The organism is Variovorax sp. DXTD-1 (genome assembly GCF_003984625.1).
Lineage (GTDB): Bacteria > Pseudomonadota > Gammaproteobacteria > Burkholderiales > Burkholderiaceae_C > Variovorax.
The window spans coordinates 1-14,745 of sequence record NZ_RWKH01000015.1; the positions used below are offsets into that span (position 1 = coordinate 1).

Sequence of the window (14,745 nt, forward strand, 5' to 3'; positions counted from 1 at the left end):
TGAGCCCTCTGCGAGCGAAGGCCGCGCCGCATCGATGGCGCCGAGTGCCTCGCACCGCGAAGTCCGCGCCCTTGGCACCGGACACCAGGCTCTCGCCCAGGTCTGAACGCGAAACGCAAAAGGCCTTCAACTTTCGCGCGTCCTGCCGATAAACAAGCAACAGGTGCCCGAACCGGCACCTACCGTCCAAACAAAAGAAACGTTTTACAGGTAAGGCCTCATGTCGATGTTCTATACGGGCCTCTCGGGCCTGAGCGTGGCGCGAACCGCGCTCATGACCACGGCCCACAACACGGCCAACGTGTACACCACCGGCTACAACCGCCAGACGGCGCTGGTTTCTTCGCTCGGCGGCACGGTCACCGGCGCGGGCTTCGTGGGCAACGGCGCGCGCGTGACCACGGTGCAGCGCAGCTACGACCGCTACCTGACGTCCCAGCTCAACGGCGCCGAGGCCGCGGGCGCGGCGCTTGCGAGCTACGGTTCGCAGATCAACCGCATCGATTCGCTGCTGGCCGACAAGACGGCGGGCATCACGCCTTTGATGCAGAGCTTCTTCGCCAGCGTGCAGGACGTGGCCAACACGCCGGCCGACCCGGCCGCGCGCCAGCAGCTCATCAGCGCGGCGCAGTCGCTGGCCAACAAGTTCCGCTCCACCGACCAGTACCTCACGGACCTGAACACCTCGGTCAACGAGCAGATCGAAGGCAGCGCCGCCAAGATCAACACTTACGCCACGCAGATCGCAAGCCTGAACCAGCAGATCAGCCAGCTCAGCGCCATGGCCGGCGGCCAGCCGCCCAACGACCTGATGGACCAGCGCGACCAGCTGGTGAGCGATCTTGGCAAGATCGTCGACGTCAAGGTGATGGAGCAGGACAGCGGCCAGTACAACGTCTTCATCGGCAACGGCCAGACGCTGGTGCTGGGCGACCGCGCCGCGAAGATACAGTCCGTGCAGTCCGCCGCCGATCCCACGCGCCAGTCGATGGCACTGGTCGGCCTGACCGGCACGGTCTCCGAACTCAACGACAACGTGCTCACCGGCGGGTCACTGGGCGGGCTGCTGGCCTTCCGTTCCGAAACGCTCACCAGCACGCAGAACGCCGTCGGCCGCCTCGCAATGGCCTTGGCCAGCGAGTTCAACGACCAGCACAAGCTTGGCGTGGACCTGAACGGCGCGCTGGGCGCCAACTTCTTTTCCCAGGCCGTGCCCGGCGTGTTCTCCCATGCAAAGAACGCCGGCAACATGGTGCTCGGCGCCAGCGTGACCGACACCTCGCAGCTCTCGACCAGCGACTACTCGGTGCAGGTGAAAGACGTGGCCGGCACGCTCACCTACACCGTCACGCGCCTGTCCGACAAGCAGGTGATGGGCGACTACACCGCGTTCCCGGCCAGCTTCGACGGCGTGAGCCTCTCGGTGGCCAGCGGCACCGCGCAGGCGGGCGACTCGTTCCTGGTGCAGCCCACGCGCACCGGCGCACGCGACATGGACGTGCTGGTGCGCGAAACGGCCAAGGTGGCCGCCGCGTCGCCGATCGTCACCGGCAAGACCGTCGGCAACAAGGGCACGGGCGCCCTGAGCCCCGCCGTCGTCAACGCAGACTACCTGGCCGCACCGCTCGCCGCAACGGTCACGCTCGCCTACGACGCGGGCGGCAACACGCTGTCGGGCTTTCCGGCGACCTCGCCCGTCACGGTGACGCTGGCCGACGGCACCTCCACCACCTACGCCGCAGGCACGGCCGTGCCTTACACCGCCGGTGCCGCCATCAGCTTCGACGGCATCGAGGTCAAGCTCACGGGCGCACCCGCGCAGGGCGACACCTTCACCATCGGCAAGAACGTGGCCGGCGTGTCGGACGGCAGCAACGCGCTCAAGCTCGGCGCGCTGCAGCGCAAGAACGCCATGGACGGCGGCACCTCCACCTTCAACGGCGCCTTCGCCAAGCTGGTGAGCGAGGTGGGCAACCGCTCCATGGAGATTCGCGTGGCAACGCAAACGCAGGACAGCGTGACGGGCCAGATCCGCGCGAGCCGCGACGCGATCTCGGGCGTGAACCAGGACGAGGAAACCGCCAACCTGCTGATGTACCAGCAGATGTACCAGGCCAATGCCAAGGTGATCCAGACCGCATCGACCATGTTCGACGCCATCCTGGGCATCCGCGGCTGATCCGGCCCTCGCTTTCAAAGAACAGATTTCAGGAGTCGAGATGCGCATCAGCACCCAATCCTTCTACGCCCAGAGCATGAACGCGCTGGGTTCGCAGCAGCAGCAGCTGTTCCGCATTCAGCAGCAGCTTGCCGCGGGCACCAAGTTCCTGACGCCGGCGGACGATCCCGTGGCGGCCGCGCGCGCGCTGGGCGTCAGCCAGTCGATGGCCGAGTCGGCCCAGTACGCCAGCAGCCGCAGCCGGGCGATGCTCTCGCTCTCGCAAGAGGAAACCGCGCTGAAGTCGGCCACCTCGATCATGCAGAACATGAAGACGCTGGCCGTGCAGGCCGGCAACGGCACGCTGTCGGACGCCGACCGCGCCTCGCTGGCCACCACGCTGCAGAGCAACCTGGACCAGCTGGTGAACGTGGCCAACGCCGACGACGGCAACGGCCAGTTCCTGTTCGCCGGCTTCAAGAGCGGCAGCCCGCCCTTCGTGGCCGATGCCAGCGGCGGCATCCAGTACATGGGCGACCAGGGCCAGCGCCTCATGCAGATCGACGTGTCGCGCCAGATGTCGACCACCGACGACGGCCGCAGCGTGTTCCAGTCGGTGCAGGGCGGTGCGGGCTACGTGAGCTCCGCCGGCGCGGCCAACACCGGCTCGGGCGTGTTCGGCCCCGTGGGTCTGACCGATGCGACCGCGGCCAACTACGGCAAGGACTTCACGATCAGCTTCGCGGGCGGCAACTACACCGTCACCACGCAGGACACGCCGCCCGTGGTCGCCGCATCGGGCCCCTACGTGCCCGACACCCCCATCTCTTTCGGCGGCCTGCAGATCAAGATGAGCGGCACCCCGGCCGACGGCGACACCTTCCAGGTGGCCACGGCGCGCAATGCCGGTACCGACGTGTTCGCCGCCATTGGCGACATGATCACCGCGCTGAAGAAGCCGCTCGCCGGCGGTGGCGACGCGGCCCAGGCCGAGTTGCTCAACGCCCTCAGCACCTTCAACGTGAAGATCACCAACGCGCACGACAACGTGCTCACGGTCACTTCGTCGATCGGCTCGCGCATGAACGAGCTCGATGCGCTCAACACAGGAGGCGCCTCGCGTTTCCTGATCGACAAGGGCTACCTGTCGGAACTGGTGGACCTGGACCCGGCCAGCGCCATTTCGGAATACCTGCAGCGCGAAACCTCGCTCAAGGCCACGCAGCAGACCTTTGCGCGGCTGCACAGCATTGCGCTGTTCAACTACCTGTGATGAAGAGCGGGGCGGCCGCGGCCGCCCCTCAGGGCCTGAGGGTTTGCGTGAGCTGGAGCACCGAAGAAAGCCCCGCGGCAAAGCGCGGCTCCAGGAACGCGCCGAACTGCGGAATAAGCAGATGCATCATGCCGATGCCCGCCAGCAGCGTGAGCGGAAAGCCCACCGCAAAGATGCTGAACTGCGGCGAGGCCCGGTTCAGGATGCCCATTGCAAGGTTCAGCGTGAGCAGCGCGGTCACCAGCGGCAGCGCCAGCATGAAGCCGTTGATGAAGATCTGCCCGCCGCCCAGCACCAGGAACATCCAGCCTTGTGCAGCCAGTGGCGCATCGGCAATCGGCAGCGTGCTGAAGCTTTCGGCCAGGCCGGCCACCATCAGCAGATGGCCGTCCACCGCCAGGAAGAGCAGGATGGCCAGCATGTGCATCAGCCGCGCGACCACCATCGTGGCGCCGCCGGCCGTCGGGTCGAAAAATGAAGCGAAGGAAAGGCCCATCTGCAGGCCGATGTATTCGCCCGCGGCCAGCACGGCGGCAAACACCATGCGCATGGTGAAGCCGATGGCGGCGCCGATGAGCACCTGCTGCAGGATGATCCAGATGCCGCCGGCCGAAACCACCGGCACAGCCGGCATGGGCCCGAGCGTCGGTGCGATGGCAATGGTCAGCAAGGCCGCAATGGCCACCTTGAGCTGCCGCGAAACACCGGGCTCGCCGAACACCGGCGCGGTGCTGACCAGCGCCAGCATGCGCACGAACGGCCAAAGAAAGGCCGTCATCCAGGCGGTGAGCTCCGCCGATGTGACGGAGAAGATGGCGGGCATCGCGCGCGTGCCCTCAGGCCACGAGTTGCGGAATGCTCGAGAACAGCGTGCGGATGTAGTCGAGCATCTGCGCCAGCATCCACGGGCCGGCAATCACCAGCACCGCGCACACGGCCAGCAGCTTGGGAATGAACGACAGCGTGGCCTCGTTGATCTGCGTGGCCGCCTGGAAGATGCTGATGACCAGGCCGACGACCAGCGCCACCAGCAGCATCGGCGCGCCGAGCAGCAGCGAGACGTGGATTGCCTGGCTGCCCAGGGACATGACGGATTCGGGTGTCATTCCGGACCTCTAAAGATAAAAGCTTTGGGCCAACGCACCGATCAGCAACTGCCAGCCGTCAGCCATGACGAACAGCATCAGCTTGAACGGCAATGCAATCGAGGCGGGCGGCACCATCATCATGCCCATGGACATCAGCACGCTGGCTACCACCAGGTCGATGATGAGAAACGGTATGAAGATGGTGAAGCCGATCTGGAACGCCGTTTTCAGCTCGCTGATCACAAAAGCGGGAAGCAGGATGCGCAGCGGCACTTCTTCCGGCCCCTGCATGTCCGGAATCTTCGCGAGTCTGGCGAACAGGGCCAGGTCGTTCTCGCGGGTCTGCTTGAGCATGAACGACTTGAAAGGCGCAATGCCTTTCTCCAGCGCCTTCTCCGCCGAAATCTTGTTCTCGGAAAACGGCTTGTAGGCGTCGTTGTAGACCTTGTCGAACACCGGCGACATCACGAAGAACGTCAGGAAGAGCGACAGGCCCACCAGAATCTGGTTGGGCGGCGACGACTGCGTGCCGATGGCGGTGCGCAGCAGGCCCAGCACGATGAGGATGCGGGTGAAGCTCGTCATGCTCAGCAGCAGCGCCGGCAGGAACGTGAGCGAGGTCAGCAGCACCAGCGTCTGCACGCTGAGCGACCAGGTCTGGCTGCCGCCCGGGCCGGGCGAGCTGGTCAGGCCGGGCAGGCCCTGCGTCCATGCCGTCATCGGCAGCGCGAGGGCGAGCAGGGTCAGCACGACGCCGCGAAAGCGCCGTTGGGAAGCAATGCGAATCATGGGTTCGGCCGCTGCCTGAGTCCGAGGGAGTCGCGCAGTTTTTGAGCGAACAGGCCAGCCGCGCCGGCAAGGCGCGGATCCGGCACGGAGGCCGTTGCGCCCGGGGTTGCGGGCACCGCCTGTGCCGGCATCGAATGCAGCGTGTTCACCTGGCTCGATGTAACGCCCAGCACCAGCCAGGTGGCGCCGACCTCGACCACCACCACGCGCTCGCGCTGGCCGACCATGGTGCTGGAAACCACTTTCACGAACTGGCCGCCGCCCAGGCGCTGCAGTCCGAAGCGGCGTGCCGCCCAGGCGCACAGGAAGATGAGGCCCAGCACCGCGAACATGCCGAAGCCGGCCTGCAGCAGGCTGGATGCGCCGACCGCCGGGGCCGCCGGTTCGACGGGCGAAGGCACCGTCGGTAGCGCGGCATGGGCGGCCTGCGCGGCCAGGCCGCATGCCGCGGCCGCAATCGATGCGGCAACGCGCCGAAACTGCTTGCCAGGCCTTGCAAGAAGGTTCATGACCGGCCGAGCTTCTGCATGCGTTCGGAGGGCGTGACGATGTCGGTCAGGCGGATGCCGTACTTCTCGTTCACCACGACCACTTCGCCCTGCGCAATCAGGTAGCCGTTGATCAGCACGTCCAGCGGCTGGCCGGCCAGGCCGTCCAGTTCCACCACCGAGCCCTGCGACAGTTGCAGCAGGCTCTTGATGGTGATGCGGGTGCGGCCGAGTTCGGCCGTCAGCTGCACCGGCACGTCGAGGATGCGTTCCACGTCCACCGGCGAACCCGAGGCGGACGGTGCCGGCTGCAGCGGCTGGAAGACGCGGCTGCCCGCGGGGGCGGCGGCAGGCGCGGGCGCAAAGGCAGGGGCTGGCGCAGGTGCCGGGGCGGGTGCGGGAGCGGAAGCCGCGGTCTGCTCGGCCAGCGCGCTGGCCCAGTCGTCCGCATCGCTGGAGGATGGGGTGTTGTCAGTCATGTTCGTTCTTCAGATCGCTGTCTTGGTGGGAGATCATCTGCAGCACGCGCAGCGCATAGCGTTCGTTCGATACGCCGTAGCCGCACTCCATCACCGGAATGCCGTCCACGCGCGCGGTGATCGACTCGGGAAGTTCAATGGGCAGCACGTCGCCCGCCTGCAGCTTGAGGACCTCGCCGATGGTCGAGGGCAAGGTAATGAATTCGGCGCTGAGCTCCACGTCGGCGCTCTGCATCTGCTGCGACATCTGCCGCACCCAGCGCTTGTCGACCTCGATCTCGTCCTGCACCGGGTTGGAGAGCAGGTCGCGGATCGGCTCGATCATCGAATAGGGAATGCACACATGCAAAAAGCCGCCCACGGGGCCGAACTCGATCTGCAGCGTGGTGTTGATCACCACCTCGTTCGGCGCGACGATGTTGGCCAGCTTGCCGTGCATTTCGGCGCGCACGTAATCGAAGCTCAGCGGGAACACCGGCTGCCAGGCGTCTGCATAGCACTGCAGCGTGAGGTTCAGCAGGCGCTTGATGATGCGCTGCTCGGTACGCGTGAAGTCGCGCCCCTCGACGCGCACGTGATAGCGCCCGTCGCTGCCAAAGAGGTTGTCGACCACCAGGAACACCAGCTTCGGGTCGAACACGAAGAGGGCCGTTCCGCGCAGCGGCTTCATGTGCAGCATGTTGATGTTGGCGGGCACCGGCAGGTGCCGCACGAACTCGCCGTACTGCTGAATGTGTACGGGCCCGACCGAAATGTCGGGGCTGCGGCGCATGAAGTTCAAGAGCGAGCTGCGCAGATGGCGGGCAAAACGCTCGTTGATGACCTCCAGCGTGTGCATGCGGCTGCGCACCACGCGGTCGGGCGCGCCGAGGTCGTACACCGGCAGGCCGTCCGACCTTGGGGCAGCGCCTTCGCTTTGCTCGGGGCTGCCTCCGGTGACGCCCTGCAGCAGCGCGTCGACTTCGTCTTGGGAGAGCACCTGTTCATAGGCCATGAATCGCCGGTCCGGAAAAAGATTTACTGCACCATGAAGGTGTTGAAGGAAACGCTGCCGATCTCCTGCGGGGGAAAGCCTGCAGCCAGCGGGCGGCTCAGCTCGAGGCGGATTTCCTCGGCCAGCCGGGCCCTGTCCTCGGTGGTCACCAGCGACTCGGGCGGGCGGTTCGACAGCAGCAGCAGCAGCCGGCTGCGCACCTCGGGCATGTACTCGACGACGTGCGCCTTGGCCTGCTCGTTGCGCACCTTCAAGGCCATGCCCACATGCAGGAAGCGCGCTCGGCCTTCGGACTGCACGTTCACGGTCAAGGGCTCGATCGTGACGAAGATCGGCTTGTCGGGCACGAGCGCCGGCGCGGCCGATTCGGCGGCCGCGCCGGGAGCGCGCTGGCTCATCAGGTAATAGCCGCCGCCGCCGGCAAGACCGCAGCCCAGCACAGCGGCCGGAATCACGATCTTCAGCTTCGAAGAGCGAGGCGCGGCGGCGGGGGGAGCGATCGCGACAGAAGGACTGGTAGCCATATTTGAAACTGCGAAAACAATGTCTGGTTGGGACTATTCTTTGCCAGGTGCCCGGCAAACGAAGGGCTGATCAAGCGCGGGAAAAGGCCTCAGATCCCGCGTTCGTCTCATGCGAAGGTGTCTACGCCGGCGCTGGACGTGCGCGATGCGGCGGGCGGCAGGCTGCCGTGCAGCGGCTCGGCGAGGGCTGCAGCCTCCGCGCGGCCAGGCGCCGGGTACTGCGGCTGCCGGCCCGAACCCTGCTGCTGCCGGGCTTGCTGGTCGAAGGCGCCGCCCTGGCCGGCGAAGCGATGCGCCTCCGCACCCACCGAGGCCTGGCCCAGGCTGATGCCTTGTTCCGCAAGGCTCGCGCGCAATTGCGGCAGCGCCGCCTCCACGGCCTTGCGCACGCTTTCGTGGGCCGAGACAAACATCGCCTGGGCCTGGTTGTCTCCCATCGAGAGCGTGACCTTCAGCGGGCCGAGGCCGGCCGGGTTCAGGTTCAGCTCGGCAACCTGCGCGCCCGCCGCGTTCATGCGCAGCATCTGGTGGCCGAGGGCCGGGCCCCATTCGTCGGAGCCCACGGGCGGCGCGACGTGCATGACGGGTACCTGGCTGGTGCCGGCCGGCAGGTTCGCGCGGTCGGCCGCGGCCGTGGCGAAAGTCATCGCTTGCGGCGGGGTGAACGGATCGGCTGCGTTGGATGCTGCGGCGCCAAGGTCGGGTTTGTCGGCTGCGAGCATTGCGGCTGTGGGTGCCGAAAGCGCCTCGTCGGCAGCCGGGGAAGCGGCAGCCGCCTTGGCCGCCTCAGAAGCAATTGCGGTTACGGTGGCGGCGATCGCATCGCCGGACGGTGCCGTGGCGGCGACCGGCACGGCGCCTGCCGCTGCAGGGGCATCTGCCGCTGGCAGCGCTGGGCTTGTCGGCAACTGGGCAACAGGCGGAACGGTGACCGCTTCGGGATGGTCCTTGTTCTTCGGCTGTGCAATTTCCGACGCAAGGGCTTGGGCATCGCGCGGCAGTGCGGCCGTTGCCGGGGTTTCGCCCTCGACCCCTTCGGCGTCAGTCGCATCGCCGGGCAGTGCGGCCGCGGGAGCGTCGGCGGGCAGGGCCGCAACGGCTGCTTCGGCAGTCGAGAGGCTTTGCGCGCCTTCAGGCAGGGTGGCCGCCACGGTTGCGCCACCCGGGAGCGCCGAGGCCGCCGCGGGCGATGAAGCCAACGGGGTCATGGTCGGTGCAAAAAATGCCAGCGGCAGCTCGATGGTTAGGTCGTCCTTGCGGTCGCCGGCGCGAGAGGGTTTCTGCCGTGCCTTGCCCTCGAGCGCGGGCGACGCGGAATCTTCCTTGGCCTGCTGCGACTGGCCGGCGCCGCGCGAGCGGGTCAGCACCGCATTGAAGCTGCGGCCGTCGGCCTCCTCGGCGTTGCGACCGCGCGGGCCGGAAGCCGTCGAAGAGGCCGAAGCGCCGGCTGCATTCGGCGCGAAGGAAGGAGCGATGAAGGTGGGCATGGCGGTTCTTCAGGAAAACGTCAGGGTGTCGGTTGGGAGGCGCGGTCGAAGAACTTGCGTGCCGCGCGTTCGTCGCTGTCGCGTTGCTCGCGCCGGGCGCCGACCACGAGCTCTTGCCGACGCATGCGTTCGGCCAGCGCGTCGAAGGAGTTGAGACGGCGCTTGTGGTGCTGCCATTCGTTGCGGCCGATGTCCAGCCGGCTGGCGGCCTGCGCGACGATGGCCTGCTGCTGCTCGATGGCGCCGTCGAGCGTGCCGAGAAAGTTGCGGTAGTTGTGCCACTGCGCCGAGGGCAGGCCGTTCTGCATCAGCACGTGCAGCTGGTCGCTGTAGTCCTGGCGGTATTGCAGCAGCAGCTCCAGCTTCTGCGCGGCGCTGACTTGCGCGTTCTGCAGCAGGCCGAGCTGCCGCGCCGCATCGTCGGTCTTGTTGCGGGCGAGGTCGGTGAGCGTGTCGAGCGGGAGTTTTTGCGGCATGGCGGCTCCGTAATGGTTGTGGCTCAGGCGGGCTCGAACAGGCCGCCCATGCGGGCGATCGAGGTTTGGTAGTCGCAGCGTTCTTCCATCGATTGCTGCAGGAAGGCCTCGATGCGCGGGTACAGCGCAATGGCCTGGTCGAGCTGCGGATCGTGGCCGGCCGCATACGCGCCCACGCTGATCAGGTCGCGGTTGCGCTGGTAGCGTGAGAGCGCCTGCTTGAAGCGGCGCACGGTGTCGAACTGCGAAGGCTCGATCAGCGCGGTCATCGCGCGGCTGATGGAAGCCTCGATGTCGATGGCCGGGTAGTGGCCCGCCTCGGCCAGCGTGCGCGAGAGCACCACGTGTCCGTCCAGGATGGCACGCGCCGAGTCGGCAATCGGGTCTTGCTGGTCGTCGCCTTCAGACAGCACGGTGTAGAACGCGGTGATCGAGCCGCCCCGCCCATCGGCGTCGCGCGATCCGTTGCCGGCCCGCTCGACCAGCGCCGGCAGCTTGGCGAACACCGAGGGCGGATAGCCCTTGGTGGCCGGCGGCTCGCCGACGGCGAGCGCAATCTCGCGCTGCGCCATGGCATAGCGCGTGAGCGAATCCATGATGAGCAGCACGTCGCGGCCCTGGTCGCGAAAGTATTCGGCCAGGCAGGTGGCATAGGCCGCGCCCTGCAGGCGCAGCAGCGGCGAGTTGTCGGCCGGTGCGGCCACCACCACGGCGCGGGCCAGGCCCTCTTCGCCGAGCGTGTTCTCGATGAAGTCCTTCACCTCGCGGCCGCGTTCGCCGATCAGGCCGACCACGATGACCTCGGCGCTGGTGTAGCGCGCCATCATGCCCAGCAACACGCTCTTGCCCACGCCGGATCCGGCGAACAGGCCCATGCGCTGCCCGCGGCCCACCGTGAGCATGGCGTTGATGGCGCGCACGCCGACGTCGAGCACCGAATCGATCGGCGCGCGCGCAAGCGGGTTCATCGGCGGCGAGCTCAGCGGCACGCGGCGGCTCACGTCGAGCGGGCCGAGCCCGTCGAGCGGCCGGCCGGCGGCATCGACCACGCGGCCGAGCATGCCTTCGCCCACCGGCAGCCGCTTGGTATGCGCATCGCCGGAGCTGCCGCCCGCACTGGCTTGCGCCGGGCCGGGCCGCGCGAACACGCGGGCGCCGGGCAGCAGGCCGGCCACTTCGCTTTGCGGCATGAGAAACAGTCGGTCGCCGGCAAAGCCGACCACCTCGGCCTCCGCATGGCGCTGCGGGTAGCCGGGCGGCAATTCGATCAGGCAGTCGCTGCCGACCGGCAGCTGCAGGCCCACGGCCTCCAGCACCAGGCCGACGGCGCGCGTCAGCCGGCCCGAGGTGGCAATGGTCGAGCAAAGACCGACGTCTTGGCGGGCTTGCGCGAGCGTGTCCAGCCAGGACTTGAGGTGCGGGTTGGCGGCAGGCGTGGAAGGTGCTGCGGCTTGTGCTGTTGCGGACATCGTCTTCAGCCTCCCGCCGCGTCACTGCCGCTCGGCGAGAACGCATCGATCACGCGCTTCCAGCGGTTTTCCAGGCTCGCGTCCACTTCGCCGCTTGCGGAGCGCACTCGGCAGCCGCCGCGGGCCAGGGTGTCGTCGGCACGTACCTGCCAGCCGGCGGCCTGCAGTTCATTGCCGAGGCTGTTCTTGACCAGCGCCAGGTCGTCCGGGTGCAGCAGCAGGCGCGGCTCGCCCTGCAGGGCGGGCTCGGCGTGCAGCAGGTCTTGCACCAGCGCAAGCACCCACTCGGGTTCGGTGCGCAGCGTGCGGTGGATCACCTGGCGTGCCACATCGAATGCGAGCGCCATCACGGCATCGGCCAGTTCGCGTTCAGCGCTGCGCAACGCGGCGGGCAGCGCAGCGGCCAGCGCGCGCAGTTGCTCCGCATGCGCGCTCGCGCCAGCCAGGCCCGCGGCCAGACCGGCGGCATGGCCTTCGGCATGGCCCTGCGCCCAGCCTTCGCGGCGGCCTTCGGCCTCGCCGGTGGCGCGCGCCTCCAGCCGCAGGCGTTCGAGCTCGGCCTCGCGGGCCAGCGCCGCGGGGTCCACGCGCGGCGCCACGGCCGCTTCGGCGGGCGCACCCGCTGCGAGCGTGCCTTCGTCGAGCGAGCTCATCTCCCAGCGCTGCCAGGCCGAAAGGCGGGGCCTCGCGGGTGGCGTGCTTTGCCGCGCGCGGGACGCAAAGGATTGGTTGGCCAAGGTCATCTCATCGACTCCCCGCGTTACCGCGCTTGCCGCACTTGCCGCGAAATTGGACTTGCAACATGGTTTCAGATGAAGTCATCGGTGCCAGGCGTGGAGATGACGATTTCGCCGGCGTCGGCCAGGCGGCGCACCACCTGCAAGATGGCCTTCTGTTCGGTCTCGACCTGCGACACCCGCACCGGGCCGCGCAGTTCGATGTCTTCGCGCAGCGTTTCCGCGGCGCGCTGCGACATGTTCTTGAGGAACTTCTCGCGCAGTTCGGGGGCCGAGCCCTTGAGCGCGACGATGAGCGAATCGGACTCGATGTCCTTGAGCAGGCGCTGGATGAAGCGGTCTTCCAGGTCGAGCAGGTTCTCGAACACGAACATCTCTTCGAGAATGCGCTGGGCCAGCGCATCGTCGTGCTCCCGAACGTGGGCGATTGCGCCTTCTTCCTGCGCGCTGTTCATCAGGTTGACGATTTCCGCCGCCGTGCGCACGCCGCCCAGGCGGCTGCGCTTCAGGCCTTCGCCGGAGAGCATTTCGGTCAGCACGTCGGTCAGCTCGGCCAGTGCCGCGGGCTGCACGCCGCCGAAGGTGGCCACCCGCAGGATCACGTCGTGGCGCAGGCGCTCCGGCAGTTTCTCGAGCACTTCTGAGGCCTTCTTGCGGTCCAGGTGGATCAGCAGCGTGGCAAGGATTTGCGGGTGTTCGTCGCGGATGAGCTCCACCACTTCGCCGGCTTCCAGGTCGTTCAGCCGCTCGATGCCGCCGTGCGGCTGCTCGGGCTGGAGGATGTCTTCGAGCAGGTTGCTTGCGCGGTCGTCGCCGAGCGCCTTGCGCAGCACCGCGCGGATGTAGCTGCCCGAACCCAGGTGCAGTGCGGACAGCTGCTCGGTCTCCATGCGGAACTCGGCCAGCACCGCCGCCAGCTCGTCCTTGGAAACCTGGCTCAGCTTGGCCATTGCCGCGCCCAGGGCCTGCACTTCGGTGGCGGGCAGGTGGGCCAGCGTGGCCGCTGCGCGGTCCTCGCCCAGGGACATCAGCAGGATCGCGCTTTTTCGTGTGCCGGCATCGCTCATGTGTTCATCCAATGCTTGATCAACGTGGCCACCAGGCGCGGGTCCTGGTCGGCGGTTTCGTGTGCGTAGGCAAGGTCGGCCTTCTGGCGTTCGATCTCGCGTGCCTTTGCGCCGACACGCGATGCGTTCGCTTCGTCGTCGCCGCCTGCCTCTGTGGTGGCGGCGGAGCCGGTTGGCGCGGCGGCGGCCGGGAGCGCGGGCGGCGCGAGGTGCTTGCGCAGCAGCGGCCGCAGCACCGCGAACCAGGCGAACAGGGCCAGGAAGGCGAGCAGCACGTACTGTCCGATCGTCTTGGCAAGCCCCAGGTTGGCCGGGTCGCGCCAGAAGGGCAGCTCGGGTCCGGCCTGGCCGTCTTCGCCGTCGCGGGTGAAGGCGCTGTTGACCACGTTGAGCGAGTCGCCGCGCTCCTGGCTGAAGCCCATCGCTTCCTTGGCCAGGTTGCGGATCTGCTCGATCTCGGCCGGCGTGAGCGCGCGCTGCACGAGCTTGCCGCTCGCGTCCGGCGCGCTGCGGTGGTTGACCACCACCGCCACCGACAGCCGCTTGACGCCGCCCGCGCCCTGCTGCACGTGGCGGATCGAGCGGTCGAGCTCGTAATTGGTCGTCACATCCTTGCGCGCGCTGCCCGGCGCCGAGGCGGCAGTGGTTGCAGTGCTCGTTGCGGCCGTTGCACCAGGCGCACCCGCTGCACCTGGTGCGGCATTGGGCGCCGGCGGCGCGGTGATGGGCGCGTTCGGCGTTTGCGGCGGCTGGTTCGACAGCGCACCCGGAACGCCGCCCGGCGGCGTGGCGCCTTGCTGCGTCGATTCGCTCGACTGCTGGCTGCGGATTGCCGCGTTGCGGGGGTCCTGGTTCGGCTTGTAGCTTTCTTCGGTGCGCTCGACCACGGAGAAGTCGATGTCTGCGGCGACCTGCGCGCGCACGTTGGTGGCGCCCAGAATCGGCTGCAGGATGGCTTCGATGCGGCGGATGTAGCCCTGCTCGATTTCCTGCGCATACTTGAGTTGGCTCACGTCCAGCCCGCGCGCGCCGGCGTTGGCGGCCGAGAGCAGGTTGCCGTGCTGGTCGACCACGGTCACGCTTTTGGCATTCAGTTCGGGCACGCTGCTCGACACCATGTGCACGATGGCGCTGACCTGGCCTTCGTCGATGCTGCGGCCGCGGTGCAGCGTGAGCACCACCGAGGCCGAAGGCTTCTTCTGGTCGCGCACGAAGAGCGAGGGCTTGGGCAGCGCCAGGTGGATGCGCGCCGATTCGACCGAACCGATCGACTCGATGGAGCGCGCAAGCTCGCCCTCCAGGCCGCGCTGGTAGTTGACCTGCTCGGCGAAGTGGCTGGTGCCGAACTTCTGGTTGTCCAGCAGTTCGAAGCCGACGCCGCCGCCCTTGGGCAGGCCCTGGGAGGCGAGCTTCAGGCGCACTTCGGGCACCTTGTCGCTGGCGATCAGGATTGCGCCGCCGCCTTCGGCGAACTTGTACGGCACGTTCATCTGCTGCAGCGACGCAATGATGGCGCCGCCGTCGCGGTCGGACACATTGGTATAGAGCACGCCGTAGTCCGGACCGCGGCTCCAGAGCAGGAACGCGGCGGCAGCGGCGACGATCGCGGCGGCGCCGACGATCAGGGGCAGTTTCGGTTGTGCGCGCAGGCGGTCCGCAATTGCGGAACCGGGCGACGGCATGGCGCCCGCGGGCGCCGCCGAACTCATTGGAAAA

Annotated in this window: 15 protein-coding genes; 2 read left to right on the forward strand and 13 right to left on the reverse strand. The window is 67.9% G+C overall.

What is annotated here, in order from left to right; genetic code table 11:
* Positions 1–220 precede the first annotated feature (220 nt).
* Complete coding sequence (gene flgK / locus EJI00_RS15125) at positions 221–2,179, forward strand: flagellar hook-associated protein FlgK (protein ID WP_126748328.1); 1,959 nt, start codon at positions 221–223, stop codon at positions 2,177–2,179.
* Positions 2,180–2,219: 40 nt separating this feature from the next.
* Entirely contained in the window at positions 2,220–3,431 is a 1,212-nt protein-coding gene (gene flgL / locus EJI00_RS15130) for a flagellar hook-associated protein FlgL (RefSeq protein WP_126748329.1), read from the forward strand.
* Positions 3,432–3,459: 28 nt separating this feature from the next.
* Here the strand turns inward: flgL and fliR are convergent, their stop codons facing one another.
* The 13 genes from fliR to fliF all read right to left on the reverse strand — a co-directional run bounded on the left by fliR (position 3,460) and on the right by fliF (position 14,738).
* A complete protein-coding gene (gene fliR / locus EJI00_RS15135; protein ID WP_126748330.1) occupies positions 3,460–4,254 on the reverse strand; it encodes a flagellar biosynthetic protein FliR in 795 nt (264 codons plus the stop codon).
* 13 nt (positions 4,255–4,267) lie between these two features.
* On the reverse strand, positions 4,268–4,537 hold the full coding sequence (gene fliQ / locus EJI00_RS15140) for a flagellar biosynthesis protein FliQ (protein ID WP_126748331.1): 270 nt from the start codon (positions 4,535–4,537) through the stop codon (positions 4,268–4,270).
* A gap of 9 nt (positions 4,538–4,546) precedes the next feature.
* Positions 4,547–5,239 carry a flagellar type III secretion system pore protein FliP gene (gene fliP, locus EJI00_RS15145; RefSeq protein WP_242631146.1) on the reverse strand — a complete coding sequence of 231 codons (693 nt, stop codon included), beginning with the start codon at positions 5,237–5,239 and terminating at the stop codon, positions 4,547–4,549.
* Positions 5,240–5,304: 65 nt separating this feature from the next.
* Positions 5,305–5,817 carry a flagellar biosynthetic protein FliO gene (gene fliO, locus EJI00_RS15150; RefSeq protein WP_126748333.1) on the reverse strand — a complete coding sequence of 171 codons (513 nt, stop codon included), beginning with the start codon at positions 5,815–5,817 and terminating at the stop codon, positions 5,305–5,307.
* Positions 5,814–6,275: a flagellar motor switch protein FliN gene (fliN, locus tag EJI00_RS15155; protein ID WP_126748334.1), complete on the reverse strand. Its 462-nt coding sequence runs from the start codon at positions 6,273–6,275 to the stop codon at positions 5,814–5,816. The genes fliO and fliN overlap by 4 nt, the downstream gene beginning before the upstream one ends.
* A complete protein-coding gene (gene fliM, locus EJI00_RS15160) occupies positions 6,268–7,269 on the reverse strand; it encodes a flagellar motor switch protein FliM (protein WP_126748335.1) in 1,002 nt (333 codons plus the stop codon). Before fliM ends, fliN begins: the two co-directional genes overlap by 8 nt.
* Before the next feature lie 23 nt (positions 7,270–7,292).
* Positions 7,293–7,724, reverse strand: a complete 432-nt coding sequence (locus EJI00_RS15165) for a flagellar basal body-associated FliL family protein (protein ID WP_260590734.1) — start codon at positions 7,722–7,724, stop codon at positions 7,293–7,295.
* Between the two features lie 176 nt (positions 7,725–7,900).
* On the reverse strand, positions 7,901–9,280 hold the full coding sequence (locus EJI00_RS15170; RefSeq protein WP_126748337.1) for a flagellar hook-length control protein FliK: 1,380 nt from the start codon (positions 9,278–9,280) through the stop codon (positions 7,901–7,903).
* A 20-nt stretch (positions 9,281–9,300) separates the two neighbouring features.
* Entirely contained in the window at positions 9,301–9,756 is a 456-nt protein-coding gene (gene fliJ / locus EJI00_RS15175; RefSeq protein WP_126748338.1) for a flagellar export protein FliJ, read from the reverse strand.
* Between the two features lie 23 nt (positions 9,757–9,779).
* Complete coding sequence (gene fliI, locus EJI00_RS15180) at positions 9,780–11,225, reverse strand: flagellar protein export ATPase FliI (protein ID WP_126748339.1); 1,446 nt, start codon at positions 11,223–11,225, stop codon at positions 9,780–9,782.
* 5 nt (positions 11,226–11,230) lie between these two features.
* Positions 11,231–11,968 (reverse strand): flagellar assembly protein FliH, encoded by a 738-nt coding sequence (fliH, locus tag EJI00_RS15185; RefSeq protein ID WP_260590735.1) that lies wholly within the window; start codon positions 11,966–11,968, stop codon positions 11,231–11,233.
* Between the two features lie 65 nt (positions 11,969–12,033).
* Positions 12,034–13,029 (reverse strand): flagellar motor switch protein FliG, encoded by a 996-nt coding sequence (gene fliG, locus EJI00_RS15190; protein WP_126748340.1) that lies wholly within the window; start codon positions 13,027–13,029, stop codon positions 12,034–12,036.
* Entirely contained in the window at positions 13,026–14,738 is a 1,713-nt protein-coding gene (gene fliF, locus EJI00_RS15195) for a flagellar basal-body MS-ring/collar protein FliF (RefSeq protein ID WP_126748341.1), read from the reverse strand. Before fliF ends, fliG begins: the two co-directional genes overlap by 4 nt.
* Between the last annotated feature and the right edge of the window lie 7 nt (positions 14,739–14,745).